At 59.9% G+C, this 13,267-nt stretch carries 13 protein-coding genes; 3 read left to right on the top strand and 10 right to left on the bottom strand.

Features of this window, described 5'->3' with window-relative positions; translation table 11 throughout:
- Positions 1-39: 39 nt before the first annotated feature.
- From CTATCC11996_RS12140 to CTATCC11996_RS12160, 5 genes are all read right to left on the bottom strand, one after another.
- Positions 40-1,032, bottom strand: coding sequence for a branched-chain amino acid ABC transporter permease (locus tag CTATCC11996_RS12140; protein WP_003076467.1), 993 nt, complete (start codon positions 1,030-1,032; stop codon positions 40-42).
- Positions 1,033-1,044: 12 nt separating this feature from the next.
- Positions 1,045-1,929 (bottom strand): branched-chain amino acid ABC transporter permease, encoded by an 885-nt coding sequence (locus tag CTATCC11996_RS12145; RefSeq protein WP_003057801.1) that lies wholly within the window; start codon positions 1,927-1,929, stop codon positions 1,045-1,047.
- A gap of 48 nt (positions 1,930-1,977) precedes the next feature.
- Positions 1,978-3,174: an ABC transporter substrate-binding protein gene (locus tag CTATCC11996_RS12150; RefSeq protein WP_003076472.1), complete on the bottom strand. Its 1,197-nt coding sequence runs from the start codon at positions 3,172-3,174 to the stop codon at positions 1,978-1,980.
- Positions 3,175-3,229: 55 nt separating this feature from the next.
- Positions 3,230-3,949: an ABC transporter ATP-binding protein gene (locus CTATCC11996_RS12155; RefSeq protein ID WP_003064410.1), complete on the bottom strand. Its 720-nt coding sequence runs from the start codon at positions 3,947-3,949 to the stop codon at positions 3,230-3,232.
- A 119-nt stretch (positions 3,950-4,068) separates the two neighbouring features.
- The gene (locus tag CTATCC11996_RS12160; protein ID WP_003076475.1) at positions 4,069-4,839 is read right to left on the bottom strand and encodes an ABC transporter ATP-binding protein; all 771 of its coding nucleotides are present in this window, start codon (positions 4,837-4,839) and stop codon (positions 4,069-4,071) included.
- A 717-nt stretch (positions 4,840-5,556) separates the two neighbouring features.
- On the opposite strand from CTATCC11996_RS12160, the gene CTATCC11996_RS12165 reads away from it, so the two are divergent.
- The 3 genes from CTATCC11996_RS12165 to CTATCC11996_RS12175 are packed head-to-tail and all read left to right on the top strand — an operon-like array spanning position 5,557 to position 7,274.
- Positions 5,557-5,946, top strand: a complete 390-nt coding sequence (locus CTATCC11996_RS12165) for a COG4315 family predicted lipoprotein (protein ID WP_003076477.1) — start codon at positions 5,557-5,559, stop codon at positions 5,944-5,946.
- Positions 5,947-6,474 carry an RNA polymerase sigma factor gene (locus CTATCC11996_RS12170; RefSeq protein ID WP_003076480.1) on the top strand — a complete coding sequence of 176 codons (528 nt, stop codon included), beginning with the start codon at positions 5,947-5,949 and terminating at the stop codon, positions 6,472-6,474.
- 11 nt (positions 6,475-6,485) lie between these two features.
- Positions 6,486-7,274 (top strand): anti-sigma factor family protein, encoded by a 789-nt coding sequence (locus CTATCC11996_RS12175; protein ID WP_003076482.1) that lies wholly within the window; start codon positions 6,486-6,488, stop codon positions 7,272-7,274.
- 45 nt (positions 7,275-7,319) lie between these two features.
- On the opposite strand, the gene CTATCC11996_RS12180 is transcribed toward CTATCC11996_RS12175, so the two are convergent.
- From CTATCC11996_RS12180 to nuoL, 5 genes are read right to left on the bottom strand one after another with little or no spacing between them, the layout of a single operon-like run.
- On the bottom strand, positions 7,320-7,832 hold the full coding sequence (locus CTATCC11996_RS12180; protein ID WP_003076484.1) for a DUF1178 family protein: 513 nt from the start codon (positions 7,830-7,832) through the stop codon (positions 7,320-7,322).
- A gap of 8 nt (positions 7,833-7,840) precedes the next feature.
- Positions 7,841-8,146, bottom strand: coding sequence for a DUF2818 family protein (locus CTATCC11996_RS12185; protein ID WP_003076486.1), 306 nt, complete (start codon positions 8,144-8,146; stop codon positions 7,841-7,843).
- 56 nt (positions 8,147-8,202) lie between these two features.
- Positions 8,203-9,696, bottom strand: coding sequence for an NADH-quinone oxidoreductase subunit NuoN (nuoN, locus tag CTATCC11996_RS12190; protein WP_003076488.1), 1,494 nt, complete (start codon positions 9,694-9,696; stop codon positions 8,203-8,205).
- Positions 9,697-9,720: 24 nt separating this feature from the next.
- Complete coding sequence (locus tag CTATCC11996_RS12195; RefSeq protein WP_003064396.1) at positions 9,721-11,196, bottom strand: NADH-quinone oxidoreductase subunit M; 1,476 nt, start codon at positions 11,194-11,196, stop codon at positions 9,721-9,723.
- Positions 11,197-11,212: 16 nt separating this feature from the next.
- The gene (nuoL, locus tag CTATCC11996_RS12200) at positions 11,213-13,249 is read right to left on the bottom strand and encodes an NADH-quinone oxidoreductase subunit L (RefSeq protein WP_172590528.1); all 2,037 of its coding nucleotides are present in this window, start codon (positions 13,247-13,249) and stop codon (positions 11,213-11,215) included.
- Positions 13,250-13,267: the final 18 nt, after the last annotated feature.

Here is a 13,267-nt window from a genome sequence, read left to right on the forward strand (position 1 = left end):
AGGCCGCAGATGCGGCCTTTGGAGAGAGGACGAAACGCCTTATTTGCGACGTTGCAGCCAGGCGATCAGCTCGCCCATAATGCCCTTGCGGAACAGCAGCACACAGAGCACAAAGATCAGGCCGGTGACGATGGTGACCGACTCGCCCAGCGTGCCAAACCATTCCACTCCCGTGGTGTGCGCCAGAAAGGTACCGAACTCGCCGATCTTGTTTTCCAGCGCCACAACGACGGCCGAACCCAGCAGCGGACCCGACAGCGTGCCCAGCCCCCCCATCAGCGTCATCAGAATCACATGTCCGGAGGTGGTCCAGTGCACATCGGACAAGGTCGCAAAGCCGAGCACCAGAGTCTTCAGAGAGCCGGCCAGACCTGTCAGGGCCGCAGAGATGACAAAGGCCAGCAGCTTGAAGCGGTTGACGTCATAGCCCAGGGAGATGGCACGGGGCTCGTTTTCCTTGATGGCCTTGAGCACCTGGCCGAACGGCGAGTGAATGGTGCGCACGATGAGCAGAAAGGCCGCCGCCACGATGATCAGCGCCACGTAGTACATGACCAGGTCGCTGCTCAGATCGATCACGCCGAACAGCTTGCCACGCGGCACGCCTTGCAGGCCGTCTTCGCCTCCTGTGAACTTGGCCTGCAGTGCGACAAAGAACAGCATCTGTGCCAGCGCCAGCGTGATCATGGAGAAGTAAATGCCCTGGCGACGGATGGCCAGCCAGCCAAAGATCAGGCCCAGCAGAGCGCCGACCACCGTACCCAGCAACATGCCGACTTCGGGCGTGAAGCCCCAGGCCTTGATGGTGTAGCCAGCCACGTAGGCCGCACCGCCTAGAAACGCTGCGTGGCCGAAGGACAGCAGACCTGTATAGCCCAGCAAGAGATTGAAGGCCGAAGCGAACAGTGCAAAGCACATCAGCTTCATGACAAAAACCGGATAGGCACCGAGGAAGGGCGCGACGATCAGGCCCAGCAGCAGCAGGCCATAGCCCACGGGGGCAATGCGTTGAACAAGCGTCTTGGATTTCATGTCGTGCCCCTCTTATTTTTCTTTACCGAACAAGCCAGCGGGGCGAATCAGCAAAACAATGACCATGATGAAAAACACGACGGTGGACGATGCTTCAGGCCAGAAAACCTTGGTCAGCCCTTCGATGACGCCCAGCGCCAGACCGGTGAGGATCGATCCCATGATGGAGCCCATGCCACCGATCACCACCACGGCAAACACCACGATGATCAGGTTCTGCCCCATCAGCGGCGTGACCTGGTAGACGGGAGCGGCCAGCACGCCGGCAAAAGCCGCCAGCGCTGCACCGAAGGCATAGGTCAGCGTGATCATCACGGGCACGTTGACGCCGAAAGCCTCGACCAGGCGCGGGTTTTCGGTGCCGGCACGCAGATAGGCACCGATGCGCGTCTTCTCGATCACAAACCAGGTTGCCACGCACACCACGATGGAAGCCACAACCACCCAGGCGCGGTAATTGGGCAGGATCATGAAGCCCAGATTGGTCGCGCCTTCGAGCAGCTCGGGCGTGTCATAGCCCAGGCCCGAGACGCCATAGACGGAGCGGAACACCCCCTCGATCAGCAGCGACAGCCCCAGCGTCAGCAGCAGGCCGTAGAGATGATCGAGCTTGTAGATCCAGCGCAGCAAAAAGCGCTCGATCAACACCCCCAGAATCCCCACCAGCACCGGCGACAGGATCAGCATCACCCAATAGTTGATGCCGAAATAGCTCATGGCCATCCAGGTGCACATGGCCCCCAGCATGAACAGGGCGCCATGCGCAAAGTTGATGACATTGAGCAGGCCGAAGATCACGGCCAGGCCCAGACTCAGAATTGCGTAGAACGAACCGTTGACCAGCCCCAGAAGGAGCTGGCTCATCAGGCCGGGCAATGAAACGCCGAAGATTTCCATGAGAGATACGCTGGTGAGGGTGAGGTGTGCATCAAACCGGTAGCGCCATTACTTCCAGAGCGCGCACTTGGTTTCGGCCTTGGTGGTCCAGACCGTATCGGCAGGCAGCTTGGTCAGCACCTTGAGGTAATCCCAGGGCTTGGTGGATTCGCTGGGCTTCTTGGCCTCGACCAGATACATATCGTGGGCGAAAGTGCCGTCGGGACGGATCACGCCCTTGCCGTAGAAGTCGTTGATGGGCGTGCTCTTGAGGTGGGCCATCACCTTGTCGGCATTGGTGGTCTTCACCGCTTCCACGGCCTTCAGATAGTTCATCACGGCCGAGTAGTCGGCGGCCTGCACATCGGTAGGCATGCGCTTGGTCTTGGCAAAGAACTTGTTGGCGAACTTGCGCGATTCGTCGTTCATGTCCCAGTACCAGCTGGTGGTGTGCAGCAGGCCTTCGGTGTTCTTCAGGCCCAGGCTGTGGATGTCGGTCAGGAAGACCAGCAGACCGGCGGTCTTCATGGTCTTGTTGATGCCGAACTCCTTGGCCGCCTTGATGGCATTGATGGTGTCGCCGCCCGCATTGGCCAGACCCAGGATATGGGCCTTGGAGCTTTGCGCCTGCAGCAGGAAAGACGAAAAGTCCGAGGCGTTGAGCGGGTGCTTGACCGAGCCCAGCACCTTGCCGCCCTTGGCGTTGATGACCTTGGTGGTGTCGGCCTCCAGCGCCTGGCCGAACGCATAGTCGGCCGTCAGGAAGAACCAGTCCTTGCCGCCGCGATCCACCACGGCACCGCCCGTACCCTTGGCCAGGGCCACGGTGTCGTAGGCGTAGTGCACGGTATAGGGGTTGCACTGCTCGTTGGTCAGCGCAGAAGAGCCCGCGCCGCTGTTGAAGTGAACGCGCTTTTTCTCGTTGGCGATCTGGGACACCGCCAGTGCCGTGCCGGAATTGGTGCCGCTGAAGACCATGGAGATGCCCTGCGTATCAATCCATTCGCGCACCTTGGAGGCAGCGATGTCGGCCTTGTTCTGATGGTCTGCGCTGACCAGCTCGATGGGCTGGCCCAGGGCCTTGCCGCCGAAGTCGTCAATCGCCATCTGCATGGCGACCGCACCGTTCTTGCCCTCCACATCGGCATACAGGCTGGACATATCGGTGACGAAGCCGATCTTCACCTTTTCCTGGGCCTGGGCCAGAGGGCTGGACAGGCCGGCCACAGCCAGCATGCACGAGAGAACGCTCAGTTTTGCTTTCATCTTTATCTCCACGGGTTGGTTCTTTGTTATGAACGAATGGGAATTGCTTGCAGGCTCAGACGCCCAGCAGTTCGTTGAGTACGGACATCTTCTCGTCCAGTTCGCTGGCACCGAAGCGCAAGGCGACATGGCCGTGCTCGACCACATAGAAGCGGTCGGCCAGCGGCGCGGCAAAGCGGAAGTTCTGCTCCACCATCACCACGGTGTAGCCCTTTTCGCGCAGCGTGGTGATCATCCGGGCCAGGGTCTGGACGATGACGGGTGCCAGGCCTTCGGAAATCTCATCGAGCAACAACAGGCGCGCGCCCGTGCGCAGAATCCGCGCCACGGCCAGCATCTGCTGCTCGCCGCCCGACAGGCGCGTGCCCTGGCTGTTCCTGCGCTCATAGAGATTGGGGAACATCTGGTAGATCTCGTCGATGCTCATCCCCGGCTCGCCGGTCTTGAGCGGCGGCGGCAGCATCAGATTCTCTTCACAGGACAGGCTGGAGAAAATGCCGCGCTCCTCGGGGCAGTAACCCACGCCCAGGTGGGCGATCTTGTGCGTGGGCATGTGAATGGTTTCCACGCCATTGATCCTGATCGAGCCCTTGCGCGAGCCGGTCAGCCCCATGATGGCGCGCAGCGTGGAAGTGCGCCCCGCGCCATTGCGGCCCAGCAGGGTCACCACCTCGCCGGGATTGACCACCAGATCCATGCCATGCAGCACATGGGATTCGCCATACCAGGCATTGAGTCCCGAAATTTCCAGCGCCGGAGTACTTGTCTTATTCATTGTTCATCTGATCTCAAAACTGGCACGAACCCAAGTCAGAAACACCAGGCAAAGGCCGCCCTGCGGCGAAGCTGCCGTCCCCCTCAGGGAGAAGCCGCAAAGCGGCACAGGGGGAGCCATCAATGCGCCCCCTGAAGCTGCCCGTCAGTGGTCCCCATATAGGCTTCCATCACCTGCGGATTGCGCGAAACCTCTTCGTAGCGCCCTTCGGCCAGAACGGCGCCGCGCTGCAGCACGGTGATGCGATCGGCGATGGTGGCGATCACCTTCATGTTGTGCTCCACCATGAGAATGGTGCGGCCGGCAGAGACCTTCTTGATGAGCTGCGTCACGCGGTCCACATCCTCATGGCCCATGCCCTGTGTGGGCTCGTCCAGCAGCATCAGCTCGGGCTCCATGGCCAGCGTGGTGGCGATCTCCAGGGCGCGCTTGCGACCATAGGGCAGGTTCACGGTCACCTCGTCGGCCAGATCCTGCAGCCCGACTTCGGTCAGCAATTCCATGGCGCGGTCGTTGAGCTGATTGAGCGTCTCCTCGCTGGTCCAGAACTGGTAGGCCGTGCCCAGCTTGCGCTGCAGGCCTATGCGCACGTTCTCCAGCAAGGTGCAGTGCGGAAATACGGCGGAAATCTGAAACGAGCGAATCACGCCGCGCCGCGCAATCTGCGCCGGCGCCTCGCGGGTAATGTCCAGCCCGTTGAAGTGGATGCTCCCGGAAGTGGGCTCCAGAAACTTGGTCAGCAGATTGAAGCAAGTGGTCTTGCCCGCGCCATTGGGTCCGATCAGCGCGTGAATGGAGCCACGCTGCACGGCCAGATCCACCTTGCTGACGGCGGTAAAGCCTTTGAACTCTTTGGTGAGTTGCCTAGTTTCGAGAATAAGGTCGCTCATGCGCTGGCCGTCAGTCCTGAATGCTGCAAAACAAAGAGGGGAGCAACTTGCTGTGCTTCCTCTGCCTGAGCGGCATCTTGGTCTTTCATGCTGCAGTGCCGCAGCGGGAAACTCCTAGGAATGAAGAGCCGTCGGACTTATGCTTTCCCTAATCCTCCATAAAACAAATAGCAACAACAGAAGTAACTGCAAACTTCAAACTCATCGCAACTGCAAGTCACGCCAGAGACAGCGACATCCACAGGAATGTCAGCATCCACTTCGAACTCTCTAAAAAGCTTATGCCTTATATATATTGCGCTATCAATATTAATAAGACCGGGCGAAATACGTCCCCATGGCACAGCGCTCCCCAGATTGGCCCTGATGCCGTAAACCCTGAGTCGCTCAATTCCCACTGAAGTAACCAGGTTACTAGCCCAATGCCCGCAAATATGCTTGTTATTTGTCGCCCTGAAAAACCTGGGGCGACAAAGATCAACCGTATCGCTATTAATTTAAAAGCTTCTTACGCTTTCCCTATATGAGTTTCATATCTTTTTATCTTTGAAAACAATACCTATTGGTCGATAGAAGCTATCAAAATATTTGGCCACCAGCGTAGAAAGCCATGCCCAAGATACCGGCTGCACTGCTCTTGAGTTCCTGCGTGAAAACGCATGGAATAAAACCCCGTGCAGAACTGTTTACTGCAGGTCAACCACAAGGAGAGACCTCATGTTTCGCATCGCTTCTCTGACGCTAGTTTCCGCCGCCCTGCTGGCGGCCTGCTCGACCGGCCCGGCCGCCCCGGCCAAGTCTCCTGCCACCACCCTCAACGGTGTGCTGGTAGGACCGACCCAGATGACTCTGTACGTCTTTGACAAGGATGCCGCAGGCTCCGGCAAAAGCGCCTGCAACGGCGGCTGCGCAACCAACTGGCCGCCTTTGATGGCTCCCGCGAATGCGGCGCCGATCGGCGACTGGAGCGTGGTGATGCGCGACGACGGCAGCAAGCAATGGGCTTACAAGGGCCGCCCCCTCTATCACTGGGTCAAGGATGCCAAGCCCGGCGACATGACGGGTGACGGCTTCCTCAACAATAGCTGGCATGTCGCCAAGCCTTGAGTGAAGGTCGACGCCGCCCTGGTCCATATTCCCCGCCTGCGCCGCTATGCGCGTGCGCTGGCGGGCGATGCCGCACTGGCAGACGATCTGGTGCAGGACACCCTGGAGCGCGCCTGCCAGAAGTGGGACTTGTGGCAGCCGCCGGCCACCGCCTCGGTCGAGCAGGTGCAAAAGGCCTTGCTCAGCTGGCTGCTGACCTTGATGCACAACCTCTACGCCAATCAGTGGCAGCAGTCGTCACGGCATCGCATGGTGGCGCTTGACGAGGCGCAGGACACGCCTCACGACCCCATGCCCAGACTGACGCTGCAGCTGGATCTGGAGCGGGCCCTGTCCCATCTCACGCCGCAGGCACGCGAGGTGCTGCTGCTGATCGGCATGGAGCAGTTCAGTTATGCCGAAGCCGCGCAGATGCTGGGCGTTCCCGTGGGAACGGTGATGTCCCGCCTCTCGCGCGCCCGCGAGCAGCTCAGGCGCCTCATGGAAGGAGAAAGACCCGCGACGACCGTGTTGAGGGCTGTCAAATGAAGGAAAGTGCAATGACACCCCAGCGTCCCGATGAAACCACGCTGCATGCCTGGGTGGATGGAGAGTTGCAGCCCGATGCCGCTGCGGCCGTGGCGCAATGGCTGGCCGAACATCCCGAAGAGGCAGCGCGCATGGCCGCCATCCAGGCCCAGAACGCAGGCCTGCAGGCTCTGCATGGGCAATTGCTCGAAGAGCCGGTCCCGCCCCAGCTCATACGTACTCTGCAAAGGCCGACGCTGCAGTGGCGCTGGCAACATGCGCTGGCCGCCGGCATCATGCTCAGCGTGGGCCTGGGACTGGGCTATGGCGCGGGCCGGCAGACCTCGGTTTCGCAGCCTGCCGCGACACTTGCGCAGCTGCCGGGATTTGTACGCGAGGCAGCGGCTGCCCATGCCGTCTATGTGACCGAGCAGCGCCACCCCGTCGAGGTTGCAGTGCAACAGCAGACGCATCTGGTGCAGTGGCTGTCCAAGCGGCTGGGCGTTGCGCTCAAGCCCCCTGTGCTGGAGGCCCAGGGCTTTCAACTCATGGGCGGGCGGCTGCTGCCCGGAGAGAGCGGCCAGGCCCGCGCCCAATTCATGTACGAGGATCAGGCAGGCCAGCGCGTCACTCTGTATGTCTCGGTACTCAATCCCGAGACTGCAGCCACCTCCGCCCCCGCCTCCTTTGAATGGAGCAGCGACGGTGCAAGCCATGGTTTCTACTGGATCGACGGCCGGCAAGGCTATGCCTTGAGCGCTTCCTTGCCGCGCGAGCGCCTGCAAACTCTGGCCAACGCGATCTATCAGCAACTGAGCTGAAGCGACAGCCCCAAGCGTCGAGCAAGGGAGAGTGAGGGTCTGGGCTTATTGCAGGCTGCCGCTGCCGCCCTCGCCGCTGGCCGACTCGGGCAAGGCCAGGGGCAGAACGCCAATGCCCTCTTCCAGCAGCTCCATGGCCTCCCGGGCACTGGTCTGGCCGCGAATTGCGCGCTCCTCGGTTTCGCCGTAGTGAATGCGGCGCGCCTCTTCGGCAAATTTCTTGCCAACATCCTCACTGCTTTGCGCGACCTTGCGCGACCACTGCATCCAGGCAGCCTGCATGGACTGCAGATGCGCGCGCGCTTCAGCACTGATTTCAGGGCTGGTGGCGGCAAGTGCCGGCGCTGCGGCAGGGGCCGACTGCAAGGTTTGGGAAGTTTTTGGCGGCTGTGCGCCCAGGTTGATGCGGGGGGCACTCAAGCGCTTGGTCACATCGCTGTCGCCACAGACAGGACACTCCACCAGCTGGCGCTGCAGCTGATTCTGAAAATCATCTTCCGAAGCAAACCAGCCTTCGAAGACATGGCCTGCTGGGCAGTGAAGATCAAGCACTTTCATGGCGCCACTCAACCCTTGCGGTGAACCAGATAGCGATAAACAAAGCCGGGAAATGCCAGCGTCAGGAACAGCGTAGCAGTGATGGCATAAAACTCCCAGCCTTGGGGAGATATCTGGCCGGCGCGGCGCTCCAGCAGCAAGCCCAGGCCACCCACCAGCAGATACAGGGCAATCATTTCCAGCAGACGCACCCACAGCGGCTTGCGACCGGCCATGACGGGGCCGATGATGCCCAGACGCTGGTTGATAAAAGGCAAATTGGCTGCCACAAGGGCAGCCAAGATGATGAGCCAGATAGAGGCGGTTATAGACACAAAGCCATTCCTAGAAAAAGCGATGAGGGCATCGAGCCCTCATCACGTTCGTCTTATCAGGAAGCCAGGGCACGCACAACGGCGTCAGCGCACAAGGCCATCAGACCGCCGGGCAAGATACCCAGCAGCAGAACCAGCGCACCGTTGATCGTCAGCACAACGCGCACATCCAGAGGAGCAGACACGCTGGTAGCAGTGATTGGAGCATCAAAGTACATGACCTTGACCACGCGCAGGTAATAGAAGGCGCCGATCAGCGACATGATCACTGCATACACGGCCAGACCGATGTACAGGCTGCTGCCCGAAGCGACCAGTGCCTGCAGCACGGACAGCTTGGCGTAGAAGCCGACCAGCGGAGGAATACCGGCCATGGAGAACAGGCAGATCGCCATCACGCCGGCGTACAGCGGGCTGCGCTGGTTCAGGCCGGCCAGATCGGCGATCTCTTCGCTTTCAAAGCCTTCACGGGCCAGCAGCAGGATCACGCCGAAGGAAGCCAGGGCGGTCAGCACATAGGTCACGATGTAGAACATCGCCGAGCTGTAGGCGTTTTCGACAGTGGCAGGATCGACCTTGCCGTCCACCACACCCGACATCAGACCCAGCAGCACAAAGCCCATCTGGGAAATCGTCGAGTAAGCCAGCATGCGCTTGAGGCTGGTCTGCTGCAGACCGGCCAGGTTACCGATGAGCAGCGAGCAGACGGCCAGAACCATCAGCATCTGCTGCCAGTCGATGGCCAGCGGCAGCAGGCCGTCCACCAGCAGGCGGATGGTCATGGCAAAGGCAGCCAGCTTGGGCGCGCCACCGATCAAGGCGGTGATGGCAGTAGGTGCGCCCTGGTAAACGTCGGGCACCCACATGTGGAAAGGAACCACGCCCAGCTTGAAGGCCAGACCGGCGACCACGAAGACCAGACCGAAGACCAGCACCTGGTGCTTGATTTCACCGGAATTGATGGCCTTGAAGACTTGTCCGATATCCAGCGAACCGGTGGCGCCGTAGAGCATGGACATGCCGTACAGCAGGAAGCCGGAAGCCATGGCACCCAGAACGAAGTACTTCATGGCGGCTTCGACGGACACGGTGTGGTCGCGGCGCAGGGCCACCAGCGCATAGCTGGACAGGGTCAGCAACTCCAGGCCCAGATACAGGACCAGGAAGTTGTTGCCGCTGATCATGATGAACATGCCCAGCAGGGCCAGCATGGACAGCGTGAAGAACTCACCGCCACGCAGCATGTCGCGCTCGGCCGCATAAGGGCGACCGTAGACCATGGTAATCATCACGGCGATGGTGGCAAAGCACTTGAGCCAGTTGCCCATGGCGTCCGAGACAACCATGTTGCCCCAGCCGTAGAAGGTATTGCCGCTTGCGGCGTACATGCCTTGCATCACCGCCACGACAAGCAGGGTGAGCATGGTCAGAACATAGGTGCCGGTGCGACGGGCACTATTGATGCCCAGGTCCACCAAGGCAATGACGCAGGCCATGACCAGGAGTGTGATCTCCGGGTAGATCGCCAGCCAGCTGATGTTGTCAATCATCTCGTGTCTCTCGTTTCAGTCTGGTCAGTTGAGCTTGCTCACAGCCACATGCTTGATGAGCTCTGCCACAGACACATCCATCACATCGGTGAAGGGCTTGGGATACAGACCCATGACCAGCACGGCCGCGGCCAGCAGGCCCAGCACCAGGAATTCGCGGCAGTTGATGTCCTTGAGCTCAGCCACATGGTCGTTGGCCACGGCACCCAGGTACACGCGCTTGTACATCCACAGGGTGTAGGCAGCGCCGAAGATCAGAGCAGTTGCAGCGCCCAGACCAATCCAGAAGTTGTATTGCACGGCGCCCAGGATCACCATCCACTCGCCGACGAAGCCGGCAGTTGCAGGAAGACCGCAGTTGGCCATGGCGAACAGCAGGGCAAAGGCAGCGAACTTGGGCATGGTGTTGACCACACCGCCGTAAGCGGCGATTTCGCGCGAGTGAACGCGGTCGTACAGCACGCCGATGCACAGGAACATGGCGCCGGACACGAAACCGTGGGCAATCATCTGCACCAGGCCACCGGAGATGCCCAGGTTGTTGAACATGAAGAAGCCCAGGGTCACAAAGCCCATGTGAGCCACGGACGAATAAGCCACCAGCTTCTTCATGTCCTTTTGCACCAGGGCCACGACGCCCACGTAGATCACGGCAATCAGCGACAGCGTGATCATCAGGCCCGACCACTCATGCGCCGCATCGGGGGCAATGGGCAGAGAGAAGCGCAGGAAACCATAGGCACCCAGCTTCAGCATGATGGCGGCCAGCACGGCGGAGCCGCCGGTAGGGGCTTCAACGTGAACGTCGGGCAACCAAGTGTGGACCGGGAACATGGGCACCTTCACCGCAAAAGCGGCGAAGAAGGCGAAGAAGATCAGCGTCTGTGCGGTACCGGACAGAGGCAGCTTGTGCCAGTCCAGGATCTCGAAGCTGCCGCCCGACTGGGTGTACAGATAGATCAGAGCGACCAGCGTGAGCAGCGAGCCCATCAAGGTGTACAGGAAGAACTTGAAGGCTGCGTAGATCTTGTTCGGACCACCCCAGATACCAATGATCAGATACATCGGGATCAGAGTCGCTTCGAAGAATACGTAGAACAGCATGCCGTCCAGAGACGCGAACACACCGATCATCAGACCCGACAGGATCAGGAAAGCGGCCATGTACTGGTTGACGCGCTCGGTGATGTTGGTCCAGGAGGCGATCACCACGATGACGGTGATGAAGGCCGTCAGCGGCACAAACCACATGGAGATGCCATCCACGCCCAGGTGGTAGTGGATATTGAAGCGCTCAATCCAGAGCGCGTTCTCCACAAACTGCATATTGGCAGTCGTGGTGTCGAAGCCGGTGACCAGAGGAATGGTCACCGCAAAACCGATCAGCGCACCGATCAGTGCCAGCCAGCGCACCGCGTTGGCCTGCCCTTCTTTGCTGAAGGCCAGCAGGAGGGCGCCAAAAGCAATCGGCACCCAGATAGAAAGACTCAACAAACCCATTTTTGTTCTTCCCCTACTACTTGTTGAGCCACACGAAGTACGTCATGAGGGCAACGATACCCAGCAGCATGACCAACGCGTAGTGATAGAGATAGCCTGTTTGCAGGCCGCGCACCCACTGGCCGAACTTGGCCATGAGCTTCCAGGAGCCGTTCACGATGGCACCATCGATGATGGCCTGATCGCCGGCCTTCCAGAAGAAGGTACCGAAGGCACGGGAGCCGCGGGCGAAGATGTTCTCGTACACCCAGTCCACACCGTACTTGCCTTCCAGAACCTGGTAGAGACCAATCTTCTTGGAGAAAGCCATGATGGCAGCAGGAATCTCGGGCTTGACCATGTAGAACACATAGGACACCACCACACCGGCCAGAGCCAACCAGAACGGTGCGGCCGTGAAGCCGTGCAGCGCCATGGGCACCCAGCCGTGGATCTTCTCGGCCAGTTCGGCCATGGCGCCATGCTTGGAGCCATCGACGTGGATCACGCCCTTGAAGAAGTCGCCAAACAGCATGGGCATCAACGCAATCGCACCGATCACCACCGAAGGAATGGCCAGCAGCACCAGAGGACCGGTCACCACCAGAGGCGACTCGTGGGGCTTGGCATCATGGCCATGGCCGTGGTCGTCATGACCGTGGTGGTCATCATGGTGGGCATCGGGGTTATGGTCGTAGCGCTCCTTGCCGTGGAAGACGATGAAGTACAGACGGAAGGAGTAGAAAGCCGTGATGAACACACCAGCCAGCACTGCAAAATTGGCAAAGCCGGCAGCAGGCAGGTTGGAAGCATGAACCGCCTCGATGATCGCATCCTTGGAGTAGAAGCCCGAGAAGAACGGCGTGCCGATCAGCGCGAGGTTACCCAGCAGGAAGGTGATCCAGGTGATGGGCATGTACTTGCGCACGCCGCCCATCCAGCGGATGTCCTGATTGTGGTGCATGCCCATGATGACGGAGCCGGCACCGAGGAACAGCAGCGCCTTGAAGAAGGCGTGGGTCATCAGGTGGAACACGGACACCGAGTAGGCCGACACACCCAGAGCGATGGTCATATAGCCCAGCTGGGACAGCGTGGAGTACGCGATCACGCGCTTGATGTCGTTCTGGATGATGCCCAGGATACCCATGAACAGCGCTGTGATGGAGCCGATCACCAGGATGAAGTTCAGCGCAACATCCGACAGCTCATACAGAGGAGACATGCGCGACACCATGAAGATACCGGCCGTCACCATGGTCGCCGCGTGAATCAGCGCGGAGATAGGCGTGGGGCCTTCCATGGAGTCCGGCAGCCAGGCGTGCAGCGGGAACTGGGCCGACTTGCCCATCGCGCCGATGAACAGGCAGATGGCAGTCACGGTCACCAGCAACCAGCCCGTACCGGGCAGCTGGGTGTTCTGGATCTCGGGCAGCTTGGCGAAGATTTCAGAGTAGTTCAGAGTGCCGGTGTAGGCAGCGATCAGGCCGATACCCAGAATGAAGCCGAAGTCACCCACGCGGTTGACCAGGAAGGCCTTCAGGTTCGCGAAGATGGCCGTGGGCTTCTTGTAGTAAAAGCCGATCAGCAGATAGGACACCAGACCCACGGCTTCCCAGCCGAAGAACAGCTGCAGCAGGTTGTTGCTCATCACGAGCATCAACATGGAGAAGGTGAACAGCGAGATATAGGAGAAGAAACGGTTGTAGCCGTCATCCTCTTCCATGTAGCCCATGGTGTAGATGTGAACCATCAGCGACACAAAGGTCACCACGCACATCATCATGGCCGTGATGGAGTCGATCAGGAAACCGACTTCCATCTTCAGGCCACCAACAACCATCCAGGTGTAGATGGTTTCGTTGAACTTTGCGCCGTCGAAAACGACAGCCTGGAACGTGAGGGCCGACAGAACGAAGGCCAGGAGCACGCTCAGAATCGTCAGGGAACTGCTGCCGGTGCGACCAATCTTGTTGCCGCCAAAGGCCGTGCCCCAGATACCCGCGAGTGCGGAGCCGACCAGCGGTGCCAAAGGCACCGCAAGCAGCATGGATGCAGAAAGGGTTTGACTCATTTCTTGAGAACCTTGCAA

The sequence above is a fragment of the Comamonas testosteroni ATCC 11996 genome (assembly GCF_000241525.1).
GTDB lineage: Bacteria > Pseudomonadota > Gammaproteobacteria > Burkholderiales > Burkholderiaceae_C > Comamonas > Comamonas testosteroni.

Coding starts and splice junctions, on each gene's coding strand:
- CTATCC11996_RS12140 (WP_003076467.1), bottom strand. CDS start 1,032: ATGAAATCCAAGACGCTTGTTCAACGCATTGCCCCCGTGGGCTATGGC.
- CTATCC11996_RS12145 (WP_003057801.1), bottom strand. CDS start 1,929: ATGGAAATCTTCGGCGTTTCATTGCCCGGCCTGATGAGCCAGCTCCTT.
- CTATCC11996_RS12150 (WP_003076472.1), bottom strand. CDS start 3,174: ATGAAAGCAAAACTGAGCGTTCTCTCGTGCATGCTGGCTGTGGCCGGC.
- CTATCC11996_RS12155 (WP_003064410.1), bottom strand. CDS start 3,949: ATGAATAAGACAAGTACTCCGGCGCTGGAAATTTCGGGACTCAATGCC.
- CTATCC11996_RS12160 (WP_003076475.1), bottom strand. CDS start 4,839: ATGAGCGACCTTATTCTCGAAACTAGGCAACTCACCAAAGAGTTCAAA.
- CTATCC11996_RS12165 (WP_003076477.1), top strand. CDS start 5,557: ATGTTTCGCATCGCTTCTCTGACGCTAGTTTCCGCCGCCCTGCTGGCG.
- CTATCC11996_RS12175 (WP_003076482.1), top strand. CDS start 6,486: ATGACACCCCAGCGTCCCGATGAAACCACGCTGCATGCCTGGGTGGAT.
- CTATCC11996_RS12180 (WP_003076484.1), bottom strand. CDS start 7,832: ATGAAAGTGCTTGATCTTCACTGCCCAGCAGGCCATGTCTTCGAAGGC.
- nuoN (WP_003076488.1), bottom strand. CDS start 9,696: ATGATTGACAACATCAGCTGGCTGGCGATCTACCCGGAGATCACACTC.
- CTATCC11996_RS12195 (WP_003064396.1), bottom strand. CDS start 11,196: ATGGGTTTGTTGAGTCTTTCTATCTGGGTGCCGATTGCTTTTGGCGCC.
- nuoL (WP_172590528.1), bottom strand. CDS start 13,249: ATGAGTCAAACCCTTTCTGCATCCATGCTGCTTGCGGTGCCTTTGGCA.